The organism is Ruegeria sp. BG7, from assembly GCF_056535685.1.
Window position 1 is genome coordinate 1,181,396 of record NZ_JBQFIU010000001.1, and the last position, 22,875, is coordinate 1,204,270.

Annotated in this window: 22 protein-coding genes; 5 read left to right on the forward strand and 17 right to left on the reverse strand. The window is 58.7% G+C overall.

Annotated elements, in window-relative coordinates; translation table 11 throughout:
* Positions 1–58: 58 nt before the first annotated feature.
* The 9 genes from tolB to ruvC all read right to left on the reverse strand — a co-directional run bounded on the left by tolB (position 59) and on the right by ruvC (position 7,035).
* A complete protein-coding gene (gene tolB, locus ACR3EH_RS05845) occupies positions 59–1,378 on the reverse strand; it encodes a Tol-Pal system beta propeller repeat protein TolB (RefSeq protein WP_171186914.1) in 1,320 nt (439 codons plus the stop codon).
* Positions 1,375–2,478 (reverse strand): energy transducer TonB, encoded by a 1,104-nt coding sequence (locus ACR3EH_RS05850; RefSeq protein ID WP_171186916.1) that lies wholly within the window; start codon positions 2,476–2,478, stop codon positions 1,375–1,377. Before ACR3EH_RS05850 ends, tolB begins: the two co-directional genes overlap by 4 nt.
* Before the next feature lie 9 nt (positions 2,479–2,487).
* Positions 2,488–2,964, reverse strand: coding sequence for a protein TolR (gene tolR, locus ACR3EH_RS05855; protein ID WP_152457226.1), 477 nt, complete (start codon positions 2,962–2,964; stop codon positions 2,488–2,490).
* A gap of 2 nt (positions 2,965–2,966) precedes the next feature.
* Positions 2,967–3,662 (reverse strand): protein TolQ, encoded by a 696-nt coding sequence (tolQ, locus tag ACR3EH_RS05860; RefSeq protein WP_171186917.1) that lies wholly within the window; start codon positions 3,660–3,662, stop codon positions 2,967–2,969.
* A 110-nt stretch (positions 3,663–3,772) separates the two neighbouring features.
* A complete protein-coding gene (gene ybgC / locus ACR3EH_RS05865; protein ID WP_171094210.1) occupies positions 3,773–4,156 on the reverse strand; it encodes a tol-pal system-associated acyl-CoA thioesterase in 384 nt (127 codons plus the stop codon).
* Complete coding sequence (locus tag ACR3EH_RS05870; protein WP_171186919.1) at positions 4,153–4,776, reverse strand: hypothetical protein; 624 nt, start codon at positions 4,774–4,776, stop codon at positions 4,153–4,155. Before ACR3EH_RS05870 ends, ybgC begins: the two co-directional genes overlap by 4 nt.
* 63 nt (positions 4,777–4,839) lie before the next feature.
* Positions 4,840–5,859, reverse strand: a complete 1,020-nt coding sequence (gene ruvB, locus ACR3EH_RS05875; protein WP_171094214.1) for a Holliday junction branch migration DNA helicase RuvB — start codon at positions 5,857–5,859, stop codon at positions 4,840–4,842.
* 4 nt (positions 5,860–5,863) lie between these two features.
* A complete protein-coding gene (gene ruvA, locus ACR3EH_RS05880; RefSeq protein ID WP_171094216.1) occupies positions 5,864–6,541 on the reverse strand; it encodes a Holliday junction branch migration protein RuvA in 678 nt (225 codons plus the stop codon).
* Entirely contained in the window at positions 6,538–7,035 is a 498-nt protein-coding gene (gene ruvC, locus ACR3EH_RS05885) for a crossover junction endodeoxyribonuclease RuvC (protein ID WP_171186921.1), read from the reverse strand. The genes ruvA and ruvC overlap by 4 nt, the downstream gene beginning before the upstream one ends.
* Positions 7,036–7,369: 334 nt before the next feature.
* Here ruvC and ACR3EH_RS05890 point away from each other — a divergent pair, with 334 nt between their 5' ends.
* Positions 7,370–7,585, forward strand: a complete 216-nt coding sequence (locus ACR3EH_RS05890; protein ID WP_171186923.1) for a DUF1127 domain-containing protein — start codon at positions 7,370–7,372, stop codon at positions 7,583–7,585.
* A 104-nt stretch (positions 7,586–7,689) separates the two neighbouring features.
* On the opposite strand, the gene ACR3EH_RS05895 is transcribed toward ACR3EH_RS05890, so the two are convergent.
* The 4 genes from ACR3EH_RS05895 to ACR3EH_RS05910 all read right to left on the reverse strand — a co-directional run bounded on the left by ACR3EH_RS05895 (position 7,690) and on the right by ACR3EH_RS05910 (position 12,588).
* On the reverse strand, positions 7,690–8,034 hold the full coding sequence (locus ACR3EH_RS05895) for a hypothetical protein (protein ID WP_171186925.1): 345 nt from the start codon (positions 8,032–8,034) through the stop codon (positions 7,690–7,692).
* A 101-nt stretch (positions 8,035–8,135) separates the two neighbouring features.
* Positions 8,136–9,014 carry a 50S ribosomal protein L11 methyltransferase gene (locus ACR3EH_RS05900; protein WP_171186927.1) on the reverse strand — a complete coding sequence of 293 codons (879 nt, stop codon included), beginning with the start codon at positions 9,012–9,014 and terminating at the stop codon, positions 8,136–8,138.
* Positions 9,015–9,080: 66 nt separating this feature from the next.
* The gene (locus ACR3EH_RS05905) at positions 9,081–10,313 is read right to left on the reverse strand and encodes an MFS transporter (RefSeq protein WP_171186929.1); all 1,233 of its coding nucleotides are present in this window, start codon (positions 10,311–10,313) and stop codon (positions 9,081–9,083) included.
* Positions 10,314–10,392: 79 nt separating this feature from the next.
* Complete coding sequence (locus tag ACR3EH_RS05910; protein WP_171186931.1) at positions 10,393–12,588, reverse strand: primosomal protein N'; 2,196 nt, start codon at positions 12,586–12,588, stop codon at positions 10,393–10,395.
* An 88-nt stretch (positions 12,589–12,676) separates the two neighbouring features.
* On the opposite strand from ACR3EH_RS05910, the gene fsa reads away from it, so the two are divergent.
* The 4 genes from fsa to ACR3EH_RS05930 all read left to right on the forward strand — a co-directional run bounded on the left by fsa (position 12,677) and on the right by ACR3EH_RS05930 (position 15,917).
* A complete protein-coding gene (fsa, locus tag ACR3EH_RS05915) occupies positions 12,677–13,330 on the forward strand; it encodes a fructose-6-phosphate aldolase (RefSeq protein ID WP_170520531.1) in 654 nt (217 codons plus the stop codon).
* A gap of 197 nt (positions 13,331–13,527) precedes the next feature.
* Positions 13,528–14,235, forward strand: coding sequence for a DUF484 family protein (locus tag ACR3EH_RS05920; RefSeq protein ID WP_171186932.1), 708 nt, complete (start codon positions 13,528–13,530; stop codon positions 14,233–14,235).
* Positions 14,232–15,152 (forward strand): tyrosine recombinase XerC, encoded by a 921-nt coding sequence (locus tag ACR3EH_RS05925; protein ID WP_171186934.1) that lies wholly within the window; start codon positions 14,232–14,234, stop codon positions 15,150–15,152. The genes ACR3EH_RS05920 and ACR3EH_RS05925 overlap by 4 nt, the downstream gene beginning before the upstream one ends.
* A 69-nt stretch (positions 15,153–15,221) precedes the next feature.
* Positions 15,222–15,917: a CDP-alcohol phosphatidyltransferase family protein gene (locus ACR3EH_RS05930; protein WP_171094233.1), complete on the forward strand. Its 696-nt coding sequence runs from the start codon at positions 15,222–15,224 to the stop codon at positions 15,915–15,917.
* Between the two features lie 22 nt (positions 15,918–15,939).
* Here the strand turns inward: ACR3EH_RS05930 and ACR3EH_RS05935 are convergent, their stop codons facing one another.
* The 4 genes from ACR3EH_RS05935 to ACR3EH_RS05950 form a co-directional block, all read right to left on the reverse strand.
* On the reverse strand, positions 15,940–16,407 hold the full coding sequence (locus tag ACR3EH_RS05935) for a hypothetical protein (protein WP_171094234.1): 468 nt from the start codon (positions 16,405–16,407) through the stop codon (positions 15,940–15,942).
* Between the two features lie 76 nt (positions 16,408–16,483).
* Complete coding sequence (locus ACR3EH_RS05940) at positions 16,484–16,939, reverse strand: methylated-DNA--[protein]-cysteine S-methyltransferase (protein ID WP_171186936.1); 456 nt, start codon at positions 16,937–16,939, stop codon at positions 16,484–16,486.
* A gap of 78 nt (positions 16,940–17,017) precedes the next feature.
* The gene (gene ileS, locus ACR3EH_RS05945; RefSeq protein WP_171186938.1) at positions 17,018–19,954 is read right to left on the reverse strand and encodes an isoleucine--tRNA ligase; all 2,937 of its coding nucleotides are present in this window, start codon (positions 19,952–19,954) and stop codon (positions 17,018–17,020) included.
* A 163-nt stretch (positions 19,955–20,117) separates the two neighbouring features.
* Positions 20,118–22,823, reverse strand: a complete 2,706-nt coding sequence (locus ACR3EH_RS05950) for a DUF2339 domain-containing protein (protein WP_171186940.1) — start codon at positions 22,821–22,823, stop codon at positions 20,118–20,120.
* Positions 22,824–22,875 lie beyond the last annotated feature (52 nt).

A 22,875-nucleotide genomic window follows, 5' to 3' on the forward strand; every position in this document is an offset into this window, starting at 1 on the left:
GTTTTGATTATTGCCGCCTGTCTACCACAGGCGCGATTCGTTGTGAACTTTGCTGCGATCAATTCTGCAATGGGCCCCATGACGGGTCGCTGCCACCATCCGGAGTGCGTACCGGGCGCAGGTTGCGGCCCGATATATCCACTGAATACAGCGAGGCCCTACCGCTTGCCCCCTGCGTTTCGCGGGTGAACATAATAACGCGACCATTGGGCGACCAGGTAGGGCCTTCGTCCAGGAATGACGCCGTCAGCAACCGCTCTTCCGACCCGTCTGTGCGCATGACGCCAATGTGGAACCGGCCTTTGTTTTGCTTGGTAAAAGCAATCAAATCGCCGCGCGGCGACCAAACCGGGGTGCCATAGCGCCCCGCGCCAAAGCTGATCCGCGTTGCCTCTCCCCCGTTTGCGGGCATCACGTAGAGCTGCGGCGTGCCCGACCGGTCGCTTTCAAAAACGATGCGGCTGCCATCCGGTGAATAGCTGGGTGCCGTTTCGATTGCAGGCGTGTTGGTCAGGCGTGTACTTTGACCCGAGGCCAGATCCATCTTCCACAAATCCGTGTTACCGCCCTGAATCAGCGAATACACGATCGACCGACCATCTGGCGAGAAGCGGGGCGAGAAGCTCATGGTGCCGTCCTGGGTCTTGAGTTCCTGCCGTTTCACGCGTCCGACATCCAGAACATAGATGCGCGGGCTGCCGCTTTCGTAGCTGGTGTAAAGCAACCGGTCACCTGTGGGTGAAAAGCGCGGTGCCAGTACGATGGCGGAACTGTCGGTCAGGTACTGCACATTTGCGCCGTCGTAATCCATGATCGCCAACCGCTTGAGGCGTTGATCCTTGGGTCCACTTTCCGACACGAAAGCCACGCGACTGTCGAAATACCCCCCTTCGCCCGTGATCCGGCTATAGACCTGATCAGCCACCTTATGCGCCATGCGACGCCAACCATCGGTCGTACCTGCCAGTTGCAGGCCGGTGCCAAGTTCCTGACCCGAGAACACATCCCAGACACGGAACCGAACCGTCAATCGTTTCCCCGAAACATTGACTGCCCCGGTGACCAGTGCATCAGCGTTGATTGCTTTCCAGTCAGCAAATTGTACTGGCGCTTCAAAACTGCTGACCCGGCTGATGAACGCATCCGATGAGATTTCGCGAAACAGGCCCGTCCCGGTCAAATCCGCTGCCACCACACGCGAAATATCCTGCGCGTATTGCGCGGCAGAGGGGCCATCGGGCACGAAATTGGGAACCGCAAAGGGCAAGGGCTCGATTATGCCCTGGTCCAATTCCAGCCGCAGGGGGCCGTTTTGTGCGTAAACCGGCGCGGACATTAGGGTCAGGCCGACAAAGAGGCTGGTCAGAAGTTTCATCATTTGATCCGCATCCTCTCGGGATTGAATGTAATCTCAACATCCTGCCACTGAGCGTATTTGTCAGCAGGCAAGTCATATCCTTTGGCTCCACAGCGCAAAATCGCGCGTCGGGCAGCCTGGTAAGCCTGATTGGCGGCACCGGCAGACCCGCCCGAGCTGTCCAGCATCCGAATACTACCGCCTACAACTGTACCATCACGGTTCAGCGAAAACGCAACAACAACCACCGTGTTCAGTGCATCTGTAGACAGTGAACCTACGTTCCAGCATCTGGAGACAGCCAGTCGCATCGCATCTTTCTCACCGCTGGTGAGCGGCGGACCCGAGGGCTCGGTGCCTGCGCCCAGGGCTTCAGCCAAGGCATCGTTTATCGCAGTTTCGTCTGCCTGCGCTTCAGATTCCGGGGTCGCGTCGGGCGTTTCAGCAACTTCCGGTTCGGGCGGCGGACTGGGCCGATTGGGGCGCGTGCGCGGACGAGGTGAACTGAGCAGCGGTTCCTTGGTCTCTTCCGCCTCGGTCACGATCTCTGGCGCGGCCTCATCCGGGGCGGTCTGATCTTGCTGTTCCTGCTGCACCTCAGCGCCCTCATCTAATGACACCGGTGGAGTTTCAAACTCATCCGGTGTCGCTTCGGGCGGCGGCGGCGCTATCGCCTCGGGCGCAACGCGATCAGCAGGGCGTGGCTGCGCCTCAGGCTCGGGCTGCACGGGCTGTGCAACGGTTTCAACCTCAGGCTCGGCCAACGAAGGTGGCTCTTCCGGCAGATCGGGCTCTGGCGGGGCCTCAACGATAACGGGCGCAGGTTCAGGGTCAGGTTCAGCAGGAACCACGGGTTCGGGGCGCGACTGTTCCTCAACCACCGCCTCCGGAGCAGTGGTTTCGGTCTGCTCAGGTTCGGGTGGTTGCTGAAGAGCAGCCGGTACTTCGGAAACGTCAGGCGCGTCGCGCTGCGCAGTCATGGCCGCAAACTGTTCAGCGGTAATCACGGAAACATCCTGCACGGCCATCGGCAACGGCTCGGACCGGAAGGTGCCGCCAAAAAGCGCGACGCCAATCAGGCTGACATGCGCAATCGCCGAAATCTTGGTGCCGGTATCCACCGTGCGACCTCACTCTCCACCTTCATCCAGCGTCGGCCCGCCCGTATCGGTCACAAGGCCAACGTTGGAAAACCCACCCGCATTCAGCGCGCCCATGACCTGCATCACCTGCGCGTAGGGAATTGCACCATCAGCGCGCAGGAACACACGGTCACTGCTCCGCTCTGCCGCAATCGCGCGCAGCTTGCCAATCAACTCTTCGCGCAAGACATCCGTCGTCTGGATTTGTACGCGCCCATCTGCGGTGAGCGTCACGGTCAATGGTTCCTCGTTGTCACCGGGCAAAGCGCTTGCCGCAGTCTTAGGCAGATCGACAGGAACACCCACGGTCAGCAGCGGTGCCGCGACCATGAATATGATCAGCAACACCAACATGACGTCCACAAACGGGGTCACGTTGATCTCGGCCATGGGCTGAGCGCGCCCGCGACGCCGTCCGCGCCTGCGCCCGTTACCACCCGAAGATTGCTGAACTGCCGCGCCCATGGTCAGCTGTCCAACTGACGCGACAGAATAGTGGCGAACTCATCGGCAAAAGCCTCATACCCTCCAACGATCCGATCACTATCCGCGCTGAGCTTGTTGTAGAAAATAACCGCCGGGATCGCGGCCAATAGACCCAGACCCGTCGCCAACAGCGCTTCGGCGATACCTGGGGCGACAACGGCCAGATTGGTGTTCTGCTGCTCAGCGATCTCGATAAAGGCATTCATGATGCCCCAGACGGTACCGAACAGGCCAATAAACGGCGCGGTTGATCCCACCGTGGCCAAAATGGGCAACCCTTTCTGCAAGGTCTCCGCCTCTTTTGCGATGGCAACATCCATCGATCGGTCGATCCGCGCAGTTGCACCGGCGATCAGCCCACCATCATTTCGGTGTGACCTTCGCCATTCGATCATACCTGCGGCAAAGATCTTTTCAGAACTGCCGTCCGGTTGTGTTCCGATCTGCTCAAACAGCTCATCCAATGGGTTGCCCGACCAAAAGCTTTCGTCGAACACCTGCGCCTCACGACGCGCGGCCCGATAGTTGATCAGCTTTTGGATGATAATGCCCCAGGACCAGATCGATGCGCCGATCAGCATCAACATCACCAATTTGACGATAAAGGTCGCGCGGGCATACAGCCCCCACATGGAGAAATCGATCTCCTGCGCCAGCGCCAGCGTTTCAGCTTCCATGAACCTGCTCTTTGTTTTTGCCTGACGGCCGTTTGCTTGGCCTTGTTTTGCCAAACGCTAACGCAGTTGGGGTTGAAAAGCCAATAGAACCACCCTTCGTCCGCAAATTGTTACATCAATGCGCGAATCTCTGCCGGAAGGCGGATCGGCTTGCCATCCTTGTTGATGCACACGGCCGTGACCGAAGCGCGAAAAATCTCGGTTTCCCCCCGCCGAACCAGCTGCGCCATCGTCAGGCGCACGCCGGAAATCTCAGTCACTTCGGTTTCAACAATCAACTCGTCATCAAACTTGGCAGGCGAAAGGTAATCGGCCTCAACCCGCCGCACGACCCAAACAATACCTTCCTCACGCATTGCGTTCTGATCATTGCCCAGATTGCGCACCCAATCTGATCGGGCACGCTCAATGTACCGCAGGTAATTCGCGTGATAGACGACACCGCCCATGTCAGTGTCTTCATAGTAAACGCGAACCGGGTACACGTGTTTCATTGTGGCAGCTCCAGCCGGGCAAACAGCCTGAGCGCATGAGACGCATCCAGGGCCGCCCCGGGCAGGACCGGATCATAGGCGGCCCGGATCAATGCAGCAATGTCAGGGCGCAGGATCGTTGCCTCGCCTGCGACAGCCAGCGGTGATTGCGTGCGAAACGCAGTATCGGACCAAAGCAAGACAGTCTGCACCACCTGGCTAAGGGCAAGCGTTTCCGCCGGAACCTCGGACAACTCCTTATCCATTCGCAGAAATACAAAGGCTGCGCGAATTGTGCCGTCTTCCTCAAACCGGAATATGCGATACTGATTGGCATCCGCAGCCACCAGGCGTTCCACCAACGGCCCAAGGTCCGGGATCAGTCGATCAAGATCCGGCACTTCCAGCAATTCCTGCCAGTCCCGAAAAAAGAAGACCATGCAGTTGGCACCAAGTTCTGGATCGGTTTCTGCCATCTGATGCCCAGCCAAAGTGACAACGGCCTCAAACGCACCTTTCACCGTGGCTAGCGTCTCGTCTTCAACACCAAACACGATTGGCACAATCGGCCGCCCCCAGCGGGCAAACAGAAACTCACCGCTTTCGCGCGTGAACAGCGCCTCGATCTCTTCCGGTGTCACACCCAACCCTTCATCTTTTCAAAAATACTCTCGCCGAAGGCTTAGAATCTCTGCGCCCGGGCTTCAACCAAACAGATCGCTCTGCCGCTTAGGTGCAGCCATACCCAAATGGGTCCACGCCTTTTGCGCCAACATCCGTCCACGCGGGGTGCGTTGAATCAATCCCTGCTGCAACAGAAAGGGTTCGATAACTTCTTCCAGCGAGTCGCGGCTTTCAGACAAGGCCGCCGACATCGTCTCGATCCCAACGGGACCGCCACCATAGTTTTCAGCGATCAGCTTCAGATACCGACGGTCCGCGCCATCCAGTCCCAAATGATCCACGCCCAGCCGTGTCAAGGCTCCGTCCGCCAGTTCGCGCGTGATCCGCCCATCGCCTTCAACGATGGCAAAGTCCACAACCCGCCGCAGCAACCGCCCCGCAATCCGAGGGGTGCCACGAGACCTGCGCGCAATCTCTCGTGCGCCATCGTCATCTGCAGGCGCGCCCAGCTTCCGCGCGTTGCGCGTGACGATCTCATGCAATTCATCGACTGTGTAAAACTGCAATCGCGTCGGGATGCCGAAACGGTCGCGCAAAGGGGTTGTCAGCAAACCCATTCGCGTCGTGGCCCCCACCAGCGTGAACGGCTGCAACTCGATCCGCACGGTTCTCGCCGCAGGTCCTTCGCCGATCACCAGATCCAGCTCGAAATCCTCCATCGCGGGATACAGCACCTCTTCCACCGCCGGGTTCAAACGGTGGATTTCATCGATGAACAGCACATCGCGTGCTTCCAGATTGGTCAGGATCGCCGCCAGATCACCCGCCTTGGCCAGGACCGGGCCAGAGGTCATACGAAAGTTGACACCCAATTCACGCGCCATGATCTGCGCCAGAGTCGTCTTCCCCAATCCCGGCGGGCCATGGAACAAGGTATGATCCATCGCCTCGCCCCGTTGCTTGGCGGATTGAATAAAGATACGCAGGTTGGCCCGCGCCTCGGCCTGACCGATGAATTCGTTCAGCCCCTGTGGGCGCAAGGCGCGGTCGTTGTCCTCGGGCAGAGGGTCCGGGCGCAGGGTGGGATCAGCGTCTACCATTCACTTACCCTTTCGGAGCTAACAGTCTAAGCGCCGCGCGGATCAATTCGGCCTCGCCCGCTTCGGGCTGGCTTGCCGCTGCTTCAGCCACAGCCGCTGCTGCGTCGGAGGGACCATACCCAAGATTTGCCAAAGCCGACAACGCCCCGGCAGACGCCGCAGCAGCCCCCGATGGCGGTTTAGACGACCGCTTGGGCGCGGGCGCAGGTTCGGCCAATTCGACAACTTCAAGCGCTGGCCCATCCAGCGCCTCGGCAACCGTGCCGCCCATGGCCATGACACCCGGCGCCTTGTCTTTGAGGTCCAGCACAATCCTCTGCGCCGTTTTAGGCCCAACACCCTTGGCCGCTTTGACCGCACCCCAATCACCCAGGGCAATGGCGCGGCTTACACCATCCGGCCCCAAAGCGCTGAGGATGGCCAAAGACACCTTTGCGCCAACGCCCTGAACCGAGCACAAAAGGCGATGCCATTCCTTTTCGACCAAGGACAGAAATCCATAAAGCTGCATCAGATCTTCGCGCACGACCATGTCGGTATAGATCGAGACTGCCTCGCCCACGCCTGGCAACGCCGCCATGGTCCGGTCAGAACAATAGACGATATAGCCAACACCCCGAACATCGATCAGAACGTGATCTGCTGCGCGATAATCCAGCCGCCCTGTCAGTTTGCCAATCATGCCCGAACCTCTTTCACACCCGCCTGCTGCGTCTTTCCGTAATAAGCGTGACAGATCGCAATCGCCAGCGCATCAGCAGCATCGGCTCCTTTTGGCAGACAGCCCGGCAACTGTAGCTTGACCATGTGGAGCACCTGTTCTTTCTCGGCGTGACCCACACCCACGACGGTCTTCTTGACCCGATTGGGAGCGTATTCGCCAACTGGCAATCCAGCCTGCGCCAATGTCAGCAACGCAACGCCCCGCGCCTGACCCAGTTTGAGCGTCCCCGCCCCATCCTTGTTCACAAATGTTTGTTCGATCGCAGCCTGGTCCGGTTGATGATCGGCGATCACCTCAACAATCTGGTTGTGCAGCGACAGCAGACGCTCACCCAGATCATCCCCATCTGACTTGCACAATCCATTGGCAATATGGCTCAGACGGCTGCCATTTGATTCGATGACGCCCCACCCCAGGGTCCTAAGCCCCGGATCAATGCCCAGAATTCGCATGTTGTGCCTCGGCCTGCTCGGGTTTTGTGATCTTTTTTCAACGCCTAGCACGAAGCGTGAACATTTTCCAAGCGAATTGACCTGAAGTCTGAAAGCGACACCTGTATCTCAGTCGCGACCCCAAAGCAGATTTACGACGTCGAAAAGGTCTGAAAACGTCACCTTTGTTAACGCAAATTTACCAATAAATTAAGGGGGTTTCAGCATTTCAGAGCATTGCAAAAAATGCATAGGACACATGCAAAAACTGTACTTGTGCACACGAATTGGCAGCACTAGATGCCGCTCAGATCGCAAGATTGAAAATTGAACACAAACCAGAAGGAAACAGGATATGGCTGCACTGGACACTACCCGCATCGCCACCACTGGCTCGTTCGGCCTCGTTGGCCGTATCGGCGCATATTTCGTATCGGCCGTGAACGCCGCAATCGAATGGAATGACGCCCGCGTAACCCGCAACGCGCTGATCGTTCTGAGCGACCGCGAGCTGGAAGACATCGGCCTGTGCCGTGGCGACATTGACGCCATCGCCGAAGGCCGTCGGTGATCCCGACCACCACTTACACGCTCCTGGCTTTTTCGTCATGAGGGCAGAAAGAAACACCGCGCGCCCGGACGGCACGCGGTGTTTTTTTGATTAGAGCATAGAATTCAGAAGAGAAGCTTGTTCATTTGCTGGGACAGCGCCTGTGACACCGGATCGATCTGCATCACCCAAGCCCCTGCCTGTTCGACTTTGGTGCCTTCGCTCAGGCTGTCGATTCTGTATTGATATCCCGTCGGCCCAAGGTGAGACAAAAGAAACGCTTTGAACACAAAGAACGCAACAAGCGTGAATAGCAGGACCCGCACTGGCACGGCAGAACTGACCCGTTGCGGCTTCATGACCACCAGACCATCCTTGCGCATCGTTGCGCGATAGCCCCGGCTCATCTTCTGATGCTTCTTGTTCAGGCGATTAACGCGCTGATTGAACTCCAGTTGTTTACCCGTCATGGCAGCCTCCAAAAACCGCCCCCCTCGACTTTGATCAGAAAACGGTAATTAGAGATTGCGACAAAAGCGTGGCAAAATTCCACAAAACTCCTGCAAATGGCCTAATTCGCGCCCTGTTTGCTTAAAATTAGGGTCGTCCATTCACCAATCTCACCCCTGTGCGTAAGATTGAACTCGTTTTGAGAATAAACGGAAACCACATCATCTGCCTGCTCGTTAAGGATTCCCGACAATATCGCATACCCTCCGGGGCGCAGATTCGCGGAGATTTCAGGCGATAGCGCCACCAGCGGACCCTTCAGAATATTGGCAAAGATCAGATCATACGGGGCGTGTGCTTTGAGGTCAGGATGATCGAAGCCAGCGGCCTCGACGCATTTCACCGCACCTGACATACCGTTTGCCTTCAGGTTCGCCTCGGCCACGTCAACGGCGACTTCGTCGATATCGCTGGCGATGATGTCACCATCCCAGACCCGAGCGGCGGCCATGGCCAAAACAGCCGTACCACAGCCAATATCCGCCACTTTCGATGCAGTAAATCCTTCGTCCAACAAGCAATCCAGTGCTTTCAAGCAGCCCAATGTTGTGCCGTGATGCCCGGTGCCAAAGGCCATTGCAGCCTCGATCAGCAACGGAATGCGGCCTTCGGGCATCTTGTCGGCATCATGGCTGCCGTAGACAAAGAACCGACCTGCTTCGACGGGCGCAAGCTCGCGGCGCACATGTGCGACCCAGTCGGTTTCAGGCAGCTCAGACACGACAAAGGGCTTCGCCTCGAACGCAGCCGCAAGGACCGCCAGCGCGGTTTCGTCCGGGGCTTCAGTGAAATAACCGCCCACTTCCCACAGGCCCGAACCATCCTCGACCTCGAACACACCAACACCGGTGGGTTCCGGCTCCAAACGCTCCATGGCTTCGCCCAGACCTTCGGCGGCCTTCTTACCTGTCAGCGTAGTCAGCGCGGTGAATGTGGGCATCTGGGCCTCCTGTCTCAGTTGGCACAGCGCCTAGGACGCCGCGCCGAGAAGGTCAAGCCGCCCAGCCTATTCCGCAGGTGCCGGAGCGTATTTGGTCAGGGTTGTCTCATTGCCCGGTTCGGGATGGCGCGGGATCAACAGCGACAACAGAAGTGAAACAATCGCCATAGCCGCCGCCAAACCAAACACTGCGCCCGGCGAAACCACCCACAAAAGCCCCAGCAAAGCAGGCAGGAACACAGCGGCGATGTGGTTGATCGTGAAAGCCACGGCCGCTGTCGGAGCAATGTCCGCAGGGTCCGCGATTTTCTGAAAATAGGTTTTCAGCGCCAGCGCCAGTGCGAAGAGCACATGGTCGATCACATAAAGGATCGCCGCCAGCAGCACCCCCCAGCCGAACCAGTAGATACCGCCATAAGCCGCAAACACGATAGCCAGCCCGGCATATTCGAAGATCAGGGTCCGCCGCTCGCCAAACTTTGCCACAGCTTTCCCCAGCAAAGGCGCGGCCATCATGTTGATCATCAGGTTGATCAGGTAAAGGCTGGTCAGTTCATGCACTTTGAAACCGAACTTTTCGACCATCATGAACCCGGCAAACACAATAAAAATCTGCCGCCGTGCGCCGGCCATGAATTGTAACGCGTAGTAGAGCCAGTACCGGCGACGCAGGATCAGCTTTTTGGTCTGCGGTGTTGGGGCATCAAACTGAGGATAGGCGATCAGGCTGAACAGGGCCAACAAGACCGTCACGCCGCCTGCAGCCATGAAAACGAAGTTGTAGGACAGATCAAAGCGCTCCCAGGTCAGAACGATCAACCCGTAGACCACCGCCGTTGCTGCCGAGCCCATCGCAACCAGCCATCCCAGAATTTGCGGCGCGCGATCCTTGGGCAGCCATTGCAGCTGCAGCGACTGATTTACCGTTTCATAGTAGTGAAACCCGATCGAGCTGAACAGGGTCACAAACAACAACCCACCCAAGCTGGGGAACCAGGCTGTTACAGCGGTTGCCACCCCAAGCATCATCAGCGAAATCATCGCCAGAACCTGCTCGCGGATGAAAATGATGACGGCGATCACGCCAATCGCCAGAAAGCCCGGAATTTCACGTACCGTATGCAGCAGGCCAATATCGGCCCCATCAAAATTCGCCACCTCAATGACGAAATTGTTCAGCAAAGCACTCCACGCGTTAAACGCGATGGGCATGGTCATGGCCATCACAAACAAGAGCGTGACAGGACGACGCCAGAACGGAAGGCTCTGCGCCTCGTTGAGGGGCATGGGATTTAGCATATTGGTCCTCTACGCACATTTCGTCGTCTTGGCGAGAGGGAAGCCGTTGGCGCACAGCCGCCCTGCGCTGATGCAGAGGTCAGTAAAAGCTCTGCGGGTCGATATCGACAGTCAGGCGGATGTCACCTTTCAGACGCAAAGGCGCGATCCAGCGGGCAATCGCGTCCTGAATAGGGGCCCCTTTTGGGGCTTTGACCAGAAGGCGCACACGGTGCCGTCCGCGAATACGCGCAATCGGCGCTGGTGCAGGGCCAAAAACTTGCCCCCCCACATCGCGCACAGGGGTATCATTGCGGGCCATCGCGTTGCCGATATCGAAGACCGGGCCGACCTCCGGCCCCGACAACACAATTCCGGCCATGCGCCCATAAGGGGGAACCCCCGCCGCCTGCCGCCCAGCGGCTTCGGCTTTCCAGAAACCTTCCTCATCACCGGACAGGATCGCCCGGATCACGGGGTGTTCTGGTTGGAACGTCTGCAACAACGCCTGCCCCGGCTTATCCGCCCTGCCAGCACGCCCGGCAACCTGCCGCATCAATTGAAACGTTCGTTCTGCTGCGCGCAGATCGGCACCGTGCAGTGACAGGTCCGCATCAATAACGCCGACCAAGGTGAGTTTGGGGAAGTTATGCCCCTTGGCGACCAACTGAGTGCCGATGATGATGTCCGCATCTCCTGCGGCAATCTCTTCGATCTTGGCTTTCAGCGCACGGGCCGAGCCGAAAAGATCGGAACTCAGCATCGCAATCTTGGCATCCGGAAAGGTCGCTTCGGCCTCTTCTGCCAGCCGCTCGATCCCCGGCCCAACCGGGGCCAGTTTGCCTTCTACGCCGCAGGACGGACAGATTTCGGGCATCGGCTTGGTCTCACCGCATTGGTGGCACATCAGGCGTTTCAGAAACCGATGTTCAACCATGCGCGCGTCACAATAGTCGCAGGCGATCTGTTCACCGCAAGCCCGGCACAGAGTTACCGGCGCATATCCACGACGGTTTATAAACAGCAGCGATTGTTCACCCTTTTCAACCCGCTGCCGCACCGCCTGCCGCAGGGACGGAGAAATCCATGTTCCGGGCTGCATCTGCTCAGCGCGCATATCAATGGGCTTCATCTCAGGCAGAACCGCCGCGCCGAAGCGCGAAGTCAGGTCGATCCGGTCATACTTTCCTGCTTCAGCGTTTGCCCAGCTTTCCAGCGACGGCGTCGCACTGGCCAGAATCACCCGCGCGCCGCAAATGGCCGAACGCAAAACTGCCATATCCCGCGCGCTGTAGTGCACGCCGTCTTCCTGTTTGTAAGAGGTGTCGTGTTCCTCATCGACCACCACAAGCCCCAAATCGCGGAACGGCAAAAACAATGCAGATCGTGCACCTACAACCAGCTGTGCATCCCCCTGCCCAACCATCCGCCAGACCCGGCGGCGTTCCGTCATTGTCGCGCCCGAGTGCCATTCGGCCGGTCGCGCACCGAACCGCGCCTCGACACGGGTCAGGAATTCAGCGGTCAGCGCAATTTCCGGCAGCAAGACCAAAGCCTGGCGTCCCATCCGCAAGGCTTCGGCGACGGCTTCCAGATACACTTCGGTCTTGCCCGAACCCGTGACACCTTTCAGGAGTGTTGTGCCATAGTCGCCTGTCTGCTGCCCGGCCCGCAATCGCGCCACAGCCGCCGCCTGATCTTCGGTCAGGTCTTTACCCGGCAGGTTCGGATCAAGATGCGGGTACGGCAGATCGCGCGGGCTGTCCTCTTCCCGGACAGCACCTTGTTTGACCAACCCTTTGACAACAGAGGAGGTTACACCTGCCTGCTCGGCCAGTTCCTTCAATGTAAAGGCGAGGCCACCATAGTCTCGCAAAACCTCCAGCACACGGGATCGCGCATCGGTCATCCTGTCCGGTTCGCCACTGCCAAGGCGATACACTTTGCGCATTGACGGAGGGTCCCCCAGCCCCGGCGCACGGGTTGCCAAACGCAGCATCGCTGGCATCGGTGTCAGCGTGTAGTCGGCGACCTTGCCCAGAAACACCTGCATCTCTTCGCGCATCGGTGCAACCTCAAGTACCCGGATCACGGACCGAGCCTTGCTCAGATCAAACCCGCCCTGCCCAGGGCCCCAGACCACGCCAAGAACCTTGCGTGGCCCCAAAGGCACTTCGACAAACGCACCTAGAAAACACCCGCCTTCGGGCGCTTTGTAATCCAACGTCCGGTCCAGCGGCTGCGTTGTCAGCACCGCAATCAGCTCTCCTTGGTCGAAAAATCCGTTAGCGCTCACAGCATATCCTTAGCAGGGGGTTCCAGCATGGCTCACTTTGAGGTAAAGCCATCCGCGACCAAGGCCAACCCATCAAAGGACTGCCCTCATGAAATTCTTCGTAGACACCGCCGAGATCGACGCCATCGCCGAACTGAACGATCTTGGCATGGTGGACGGCGTAACCACCAACCCTTCGCTGATCCTAAAGTCGGGTCGCGACATTCTGGAAGTAACCAAAGAGATCTGTGATCTGGTCGACGGTCCGGTTTCGGCCGAGGTTGTCGCCACCGAAGCTGAGGACATGATCGCCGAAGGCCGCAAGCTGGCCAAGATCGCGCCGAACATCGCAGTGAAAGTGCCGCTGACATGGGCGGGCCTGAAAACCTGCAAAACGCTCAGCGACGAAGGTCAGATGGTCAACGTGACGCTTTGTTTCTCGACCAATCAGGCCATCCTTGCTGCCAAAGCAGGTGCAACTTTCATCTCGCCTTTCATTGGTCGCCTCGACGACATCAACCTCGACGGCATGGATCTGATTGCCGACATCCGCCAAGTCTATGACAATTACGGGTTCGAGACTGAAATCCTGGCCGCCTCGATCCGCACCGTGAACCATGTGACCGACAGCGCCCGCATTGGTGCTGATGTCATCACTGCTCCGCCAGCCGTGATCAAAAAGCTCGCTGACCACCCGTTGACCGACAAAGGTCTGGAAACCTTCCTGGCCGATTGGGCCAAGACAGGTCAGAAAATCCTCTGACCTTTTGCAAGACCGCGCGGTGCTTTCAGGCACCGCGCCCGGCCCAACGACCCTTTGCTTGATCTGTGATCAGGCATGGCGGGCGAGAGCCCCTTCGCCACAGCACTCAAGGAAATCCACCTTTGCGTGCATTTTTCCCAAGGCAAAACCGGTCTGGCATGTTATAAGCCGCTCAACAAAAAAAGACCGGACGGGACATGAGCAGCAACCCCAAACTCGAGGATAACCTCCGCGCGGCGATTCTGGCCGAGCCTGACGTCGTGTTGGATGACAAGGATCTGATGCAGGCGCTGGTCAGTGCCAATGAACGCGCACGCGGCGACAATGTAATCGATTTGCGCGGCATCGCCATGCAACGGCTCGAAGCGCGGCTGGACCGGTTGGAAGACACCCATCGGTCTGTGATAGCAGCAGCCTACGAGAATCTGGCGGGCACAAACCAAGTGCATCGCGCAATTCTGCGTCTGTTGGAGCCGGTCGAATTCGAAGATTTCCTGCGCGCGCTTGGCGCGGACGTTGCCGATATTTTGCGTGTTGATCACATCACTTTGGTTCTGGAAACAACCGTGGTTCAGGACGATCCAGCAGTTGATACGTTGGGGGGCGTTCTAACCATTGCCGAACCCGGCTTTATCGACCAGTACCTGACCATTGATCGCGGCGGACCGGCCCGCGACGTCACACTGCGCGAGGTGCATCATCCCAACCGCCGCATTTTTGGCGCGCTTGCAGATCAATTGCGGTCCGAAGCCTGCCTGAAGCTTGACCTCGGCCCCGGTCGTTTGCCGGGAATGATTGTCATGGGTGCGCGGGATCCGCGGCATTTCACGCCGCAGCTTGGCACCGACCTTTTAAGCTTTTTTGCTGGCGTGTTCGAACGCTCGATGCGCCACTGGCTGTCGTGAGCCTGATCTCACCCGCCTGCCGCGATGCGCTGCAGCATTGGCTGGACAGCTTAGGTGCGCTGGCGGGTAGATCGCAGAACACGCAAACCGCCTATCGCGGGGATGTGACGGATTTTCTGTCCTTTATGACGCTGCACCACGCTGAACGGCAGGGGTTGAAAGCGCTGGAACGGATCACTGTGTCAGATATGCGTGCCTGGATGGCGGACCAACGCAGTGCAGACGTAAGCGCACGATCACTGGCGCGCAAACTCTCAGCCGTCAAAAGCTTTTACCGCTGGCTGGCCGAACGTGAAGGCTTTGAACCCACTGCTGTCTTGTCCACACGCGCACCAAAATTCACCAAGAAACTGCCCCGCCCCCTGGCCGAAGACGCCGCCCGCGCCATGATCGACACGGTCGAGTTGCAATCCAGTTCGGATTGGGTCGCCGCGCGGGATGTGGCCGTGGTCACGTTGCTCTATGGGTGCGGACTGCGCATATCCGAGGCGCTGTCATTGACTGGTGCAGACGTACCTTTACCCGCCACCTTGCGCATCGTTGGCAAGGGCGACAAAGAGAGGGTCGTACCGGTTCTTCCTGCTGCCCGTGAAGCCGTCGACCGGTACGTGCAACTCTGCCCTCACCCGAAGGCACAGGGCGCACCATTGTTCCGCGGTGTCCGCGGCGGGGCGTTGAATCCACGTGCGATACAGGGCGTTATGGCCAAAGCGCGGATGCAACTGGGCCTGCCTGCAACCGCAACACCCCACGCCATGCGGCACAGTTTCGCCACGCACCTTCTGTCGGCCGGAGGCGACTTGCGCGCCATTCAGGAGCTCCTGGGACATGCGTCGCTTTCAACCACCCAAGCCTATACTGCCGTGGACACGGCGCGGTTGATGGAGGTCTACAACCGTGCGCACCCCAAGGCCTGACACACACATCCATCAAAATCGCACGGCTTTTGGTTTGCATCTCAGGCGTGCATCAGTCATGACGCGTGCATGACACTCAGATTCAAAGCTCTTTCCGTCCATCTCTTCACTGCTACCGGCGCTGTTTTTGCCATGCTCGCCATGCTGGCCGCCGTCGAAGAGAAATGGAGCCTGATGTATCTTTGGCTGGTTGTTTCTTTTGTCGTGGACGGAATCGATGGCCCTCTGGCGCGTCATTACCACGTCAAAAAGAACGCCCCGGAATTTGATGGTGTTCTGCTGGATCTGATCATCGATTACCTGACCTATGTGTTCATACCGGCCTTTGCCCTGTTCAAGTCCGGGCTGATGGACGGCTGGACGGGATGGTTTGCGATCATCGTCATAACTTTTGCCAGCGCGATGTATTTTGCGGACACCCGGATGAAGACCAAGGACAATTCCTTTTCCGGTTTTCCGGGATGCTGGAACATGTTCGTTATCGTGATCTTCGCGCTCGAACCGAATTTCTGGATTATTCTGCTGCTGGTCACACTGCTGTCGCTGGCGATGTTCCTGCCGCTCAAGTTTGTCCATCCCGTACGTACCGAGCGTTGGCGCAGCCTGACCCTGCCTATGGCTCTGGCATGGACGTTCTTTGCCGGTTGGGCGGCCTGGGTCGATTTTCACCCTGAAAGCTGGGCGCATTGGGGGCTGGTGATCACCAGCCTATACCTGACATTTGCAGGCATCGCGCAGCAAATCATACCGCAGCGCCGCGCCTGACGCAGCGCTGCCGACAGTCGAGCTACATGACGTCCTGCACCTCGAACTCGGTGCCGTTATGGGTAAAGACATCACCCTCTTGCAGGCCCACCATGGCCAAGTAAATCGGGCTTTGTGTTGAAATGCCCATATACGTTTTTCCATCCACCTCGAACCGGGTGGTCGAGACGCAAACGACAAATCTGCGATTGTTGAATTTGATCACTGCGCCGGGTTGAACTGTGTCAGTCAGACCGAAATCGGTGTTTTCAATCACGTCGATCTTGGCGTGGTGTGCATGCACAGGGGCGTCAAACGCAGCCGCCAAGTCAGCGTTTTCGCGTGAGGCGGCAAGGTCATCCTTGTCGTGACCTTCCCGATCATCCAGTTGAGCGTCCTTCAAAAACGCATCGTAATGCGCCTGCGCCGTTGCAAGCTCTTGCGCTTCAAGTGACATCAACCTGTCAATAATGGCCTTCTTTCGGGCGGCGCGATCTTGATCCGTGGTCATGCAATGCGGTCCTTCAAATTCAACAACATATATATGGTGTGCCCGCCGCAGACAGATTGCAACCGAATTTCACAGGTCAGATCAAAAGCCCGGCGGCGCTCTCATGGCGCAACAGGGCCACTTTGGTCTCGACCCCGCCGGCGCCGGAGAAGCCACCAAGACCATTTGCTGAGAGCACCCTGTGGCAGGGAATGATCACCGGAATGGGGTTTGCACCGCAAGCCTGCCCTACGGGTTGCGCGGGCTGCCCAAGCTCTTTGGCGATATCTCCGTAAGTACGCGTTTCGCCCAGAGGAATCGCATACATCAGATCGCAGACCTGTCGCTGGAAGTCAGACCCTGCGACGCGGTAAGGAAGGTCAAACCGGTCCAGATGCCCGGCGTCATACGCTTTCAATTGCGCGGCGGCTTCACGCAACAAATCCGTCGGCTCTCCCACATCCTGGCCATCCCAGACCAGGCGCGTGAGGGCTCCGTCTGTTTCTTCGACACCCAGACATCCAAATTGGGTTTCTACGGCAATCATCGGCATAGGCGCAGCGTTTCAGATCACCAAAGCTGTTGCAAGCAGGGAAAGAAAAACCCCCAGCCGATGGGCTGGGGGTAAGTGTTAACCAAGCGCGTCGTTACAGCGGCTGCACACACCCGGATGCGTGTGGCGTCCGACGTCTGGCAAGATTTTCCAGCAGCGCTGACACTTGTCGCCTTCGGCTTTTTCAAAGACCACCGCAACGCCTTCGATTTCAGGCACGCGGAACGCCTCGGCAGGGGCAGGATCACCCGAAACCGCCAATCCGGAAGTGATGCACAGATCATCTACGTCAAAGGTTGCCAGCAGGTCACGGGTCTCCTGATCTTCGACATGCACGATCGGCGCGGCTTCGAGGCTCGATCCGATGACCTTGTCCTGACGCTGAACTTCCAGCGCAGCGGTCACCGCGCGGCGAACGCGACGCACTTTGGCTACGGCCTCTTCCAACTCGGCGTGACGCCAGTCGGCAGGTGTGTCCGGGAAATCCACCAGATGGACCGAGCTGTCATCGCCCGGGAAGCGTTCCAGCCACACCTCTTCCATGGTGAACACCAGAACCGGAGCCAACCAGGTTGTCAGGCGGTGGAACAGAATGTCCAGAACAGTGCGCGACGCACGACGGCGCAGGCTGTCGCCATCGCAGTACAGCGCATCCTTGCGGACGTCGAAGTAGAAAGACGACAGATCAACTGTGGCGAACGTGAACACGGCGCTGAACACGCCCTGAAAGTCGAAGGACGCGTAGCCCTTGCGCACCTGCTCATCCAGTTCGGCCAGACGGCTGAGTACCCAGCGTTCCAGACGCGGCATATCCTCGGGCGCGACCCGATCCGCTTCGGTGAAATCAGCCAGTGAGCCCAGCATGAACCGCATGGTATTGCGCAGGCGACGATAGCTGTCGGCCGTGCCTTTCAGGATCTCAGGCCCGATCCGCTGGTCGGCGGTATAGTCGGTCTGCGCCACCCACAGACGCAGGATATCGGCGCCGTATTGCTTGACGACTTCTTCCGGCACAATCGTGTTGCCCAGCGATTTGGACATTTTGTTGCCTTTGGCGTCCAGCGTGAATCCGTGGGTGACAACGTTCCGATAAGGCGCGCGGCCCTTGGTGCCGCAGGCCTGCAGCATGGACGAATGGAACCACCCGCGGTGCTGGTCGGTGCCTTCCATGTAGACGTCTGCGATGCCGTCCTCGGTCCCGTCCTCGCGGTCACGCAGAACGAAGGCGTGGGTCGAGCCCGAGTCGAACCACACGTCCAGCACGTCGAACACCTGATCGTAGTCGTCCGGGTTGGCGATGCCGTCGAGGATCCTTTCTTTGAAGCCGTCGGTGTACCAGACGTCTGCACCGTCTTTCTCGAACGCAGCCTTGATGCGCGCGTTGAGGCCTGCGTTGCGCAGCAGGTAATCCGCGTCGGTGGGTAAGGCCCCCTTCTTGGTAAAGCAGGTCAGCGGTACACCCCAGGCGCGCTGGCGGGACAGAACCCAGTCCGGGCGGGCTTCGATCATCGAATAGAGGCGGTTGCGTCCGGTCTGCGGCGTCCATTTCACCAGTTCGTCGATGGATCGCAGGGCGCGTTCGCGGATCGTGTCGCCCATCTCGCCCATGCCGTCGTCCAGCTTGCGGTCGACGGATGCAAACCACTGCGGCGTGTTACGATAGATGATCGGTGCCTTCGAGCGCCATGAATGCGGATAGCTGTGCTTGATCTTGCCACGCGCCAGCAGCCCGCCGACCTCGACCAGCTTATCGATGACGGCTTTGTTCGCGTCGCCCTCGCCGCCCTTACGGGACAGGATGTATTTGCCGCCAAAGAACGGCAGATCAGCGCGGAAGCTACCGTCGTCCATCACGTTATAAGTGATGACCTGCTCGAGCATCCCCAAGTCACGATACAGCTCGAATTCTTCCATCCCGTGCGACGGCGCGCAGTGAACGAAGCCGGTCCCTTCGGTGTCGGTCACGAACTCAGCAGCGCGGAAATCGCGGATGTCGTCCCATTCGCCATTGCCGCCTTCGGCTCCGGCCAGCGGGTGGGTCAGCCCCGTGATCACACTTGGGTCAACATCCCTGACACGGGTCCATTGATCATCATTAAGTCGAGCACGACCCAAAACGTCTGCGGCAAGATTATCCGCCAGCAAAAACTTGTCGCCCACATTGGCCCAGCATTCATCCGGTGTGCCAGTAACTTCGTACAGACCGTAGGAAATGTCTTTGCCGTAAACGACAGCTTTGTTCGACGGCATGGTCCATGGAGTCGTCGTCCATATGACAACGTAAGCGCCAACCAAATCCCGATTTTCCAGCTGTTGGCCATCTCCGCCAATTGGGTCGACAACCTTGAACTTCACCCAGATGGTGAAGCTTTCCTTGTCGTGATACTCGACCTCGGCCTCGGCCAGAGCGGTTTTTTCGATGGGTGACCACATCACGGGTTTCGAGCCCTGATAAAGCGTGCCGTTCATCAGAAACTTCATGAACTCATCCGCGATCACAGCCTCGGCGTGATAGTCCATGGTGATGTAGGGATCGGGCCAGTTGCCGGTGATGCCCAGGCGCTTGAACTCTTCGCGCTGGATATCGATCCAGCCCTCGGCGAACTTGCGGCATTCCTGACGGAAATCGACGATGTTCACCTCGTCCTTGTTCTTGCCCTTCTTGCGGTATTGTTCTTCGATCTTCCATTCGATCGGCAGGCCGTGGCAGTCCCAGCCGGGCACGTAACGCGCGTCAAAACCCATCATCTGATGGCTGCGCACGATCATGTCCTTGATGGTCTTATTCAGCGCGTGGCCGATATGCAGGTGGCCGTTCGCGTAAGGAGGGCCATCGTGCAGGGTAAAGGGTGTGCGGCCTTGTTTCTCGCGCAGGCGGTCATAGACGCCGATGGTTTCCCAGCGCTCCAGCCATGCGGGTTCGCGCTTGGGCAGGCCAGCGCGCATGGGGAAGTCGGTTTTGGGCAGGTTCAGCGTGTCTTTGTAATCAGGTGTCTGGATCGTGTCGGCGCACATTGGGGGCGTCCTTTGGATGATCTGGTCGTACTAGGATCGAAGCGGTCGGTGCGAGTTCTCAAACACCTTTGCCCGGCGTCTCAGAGGGTCAGAGCGCCGGGGATATAATTCGAATAATGATGGCCAAACGGTCATGCATGGCGGGCTTATAAGACGCCCGCGCCTAATGGTCCAGAGGTTCTGCCCCATGCGGCGAATGGCGCAGTTTGGCCCAGCGGTTCAGCCATGCCAGACCAGCCAGCGCAAGGCCAAGCGCCAGCAGCGAGAAGACCCGGATCAACCCGCCCAGTCCTGCGATGTCGATCAGAAAGACCTTGGCCACAGCCAACCCGATTACCAGCAGCCCGGCCTTGCGCATCAGGTCGGACCCGCGCGCCAGCGACTGATAGAACAGCGCAGCCCCCATCAACAGCAGGGCCATGGTATAGGTATAAAGCTCGGGCTGGGTGACGCCACTGCCGACATGCATTCCTTTGGCCCCCTTCCAGAAATGACGGATCGTCAGGGCCAGCCAAAACGCGGCGAGCGCTCCGGCAAAGCCATAACAGACCAGCCGCAATTTCAAGTGCATCGACCGAATACGACGTGCGGAAAACCCGATGACCACGGCAGGCAACAAGTAGGCCACGGCAAGTGTGTTCAAAACGGGCGGGCCCAAAACCGGATCGGAGAACTGGTTTGCCAATGGGTTTTGCTCGGCCAACGACTCGACAAGCCGGAACACGCCATGTGCGGCGAAAAATGCCGCGAGCAGATAGCGAACAAAATTCAGTTTTCCGCCCAGCTCGAACCGCTGCACCTGAGCAAAGGCCAGCAGCAGCCAGATAACCGCCAACAACCCCAGCCCCCAGTGGCTGCTATAGGCACCACCTTCGCCAAACCCTTCAAGCCAGCGCAACAACAACAGGGACAGCAGTATCCCCACCGTCGCCCAGGCAGCGCTCTCCAGCAACAACGACGCCACAGGGCGCTGCAAAGGGCGCAACATCCACCAGCCGACGACAAAGCCAATCGTGGCCGCACCGTATACCAATGTCATCTCGGGCACCGGAGCCGTGTTTGCCCAGTCCAGCCCCGGATCAAGCACCAGTCGAACGGTGACGGTGAAGACACCGGCCCATATGAACCAGCTCATCGGGGGCAAAGCGAACCTGCGGTCCAGAGCCGCCGCCACCACGACGCTTGCCACCAGCGCCACCGTCAGCGCCGCCGCGCTGAGCACGATGACGCAGGCAAAGACCAGACAAGACAGCGCAGACAAAGTGGCCAGCGCAGCACGCATCCGATCCTCTCCGTCGACACGGGCAAAACGTTCCGCAAGAACCACCATAAGGACGGCCAGCGCCACAGCGTGTAATGCCCAGGGGTATGCGCCAATTACAGAAGCTGGATGCCAGCCGACCTCCAGCCCGATCGCCATTGCCGGGGCAAACAGAGCGGCCCCTCCGGCCCAGATCGCGCGAAACTGGCTTGCCTGTGCAGACCGCCATGCCATCAGGATTGAGATCAAAGCTCCCAACGCGACCAACACCGTGACGACCATTGGATAGTCGGCCTCAACCGTTTCCGCATAAGTGACAGCAAAGTCACGAAGAACCGCGCCCTGATCAAGCCCATGCGACAAGACATAGAATACAAGCCCAACCGCCGGCAGGACGGTCAAATCCTGAAGCGCGGGCGCATCCTTGGCCCAAAGCAACAGGGCCAGCACAAGGACGGTCAACAAGGTGACACCCAGCCAGAACTCTGCCGCCGAATCCGCCCAATGCCAGGACAAGATCGCCGAACTGACTGCAACGGCGCCTGCCGCCAGTCTGGTTGGAAAGTCAGGCCAAGGGTGGGACTTTGGATGGCGGATCATTTGAGAGATCATGGGGCCCGCGTGATCCGGCCATATGCGACGCGCGGGAATAGCCATCACCAAAACCGCCAGTATCAAAGCAGCGACCAGATAACTCGGTTCTGTGTTCGGCGCGCCTGCCACCAGCAGCAGGTTCGCCGAATAGGCCCCAAACACGGTCAGAACAGACACCCACGCCCAACGCCGAACCGTGTCGATACCAAGCCCCAAAACGGCAACCAGCAGGAAATAGGCATAAAGCCACGAAGGATCCTCGGACGAACCACCGACCATGAAGGGGGCCGCGAATGCTCCGACCAATCCGACCGCCGCCAACAAGGGGCCATGAAACCAACCCAGTACAAGACCAATCAGAGCGACGGCAACCATCCCTGCCAGCGCCGCTTCGGCACCAATCAGGTTGTACAATTGGCGCGCGGCCAGAATTGCCCCGAAAAGGGTAACAAGCCCGGCCCCGGAAAAGACGGAAGGCAAATAGGCTGTGGACGCATCCTCATCATCTCCGAACTTCCGGCGCAGAACTTCACCCGCAACGATCAGAAGTGCCCCGAACCCAAGTGCCGCGAATACGCGGGCCGCCGGAGGCAGCAATCCGTTTTCAACACCGTATTGCACAAGGAAAATCCCGGCCAACGCCAGCGACAAGGCTGAGACCACATAGAACCAGTTTTCGCGTAACCAAGCGCCCAGCTCGGTAAACCGGTCAGAATTGAATACGACGGCAGGAGAAGGCACCTCCGCCTCTTCAACAGGAGTATCTTCTTTCTGCCGTTTCGGCGCGGCCCACGGGCCGGGTCTGCGCGCTTCTTTTGCAACGTCTGTCTGTAGATCAGGCTCCTTTACCTCGTGGGTTTCAGAACCCACGTTGTCACCTGCCGAGAGATTCGAAATCCGCGCCTCCAGCTCTGCCACTCGGCGGCGCAATCGGGTTTGTCCGACCATCAGCGCGACCAGCGTGACCGGGATTGCCAGAACAATCAGGCCGACAAGAACAAGTAGCGATTCCAAAGCAATCTCCGATCTAAGTCTCGCGGCAAGGCTATCTTGGGGCGATGGCCAA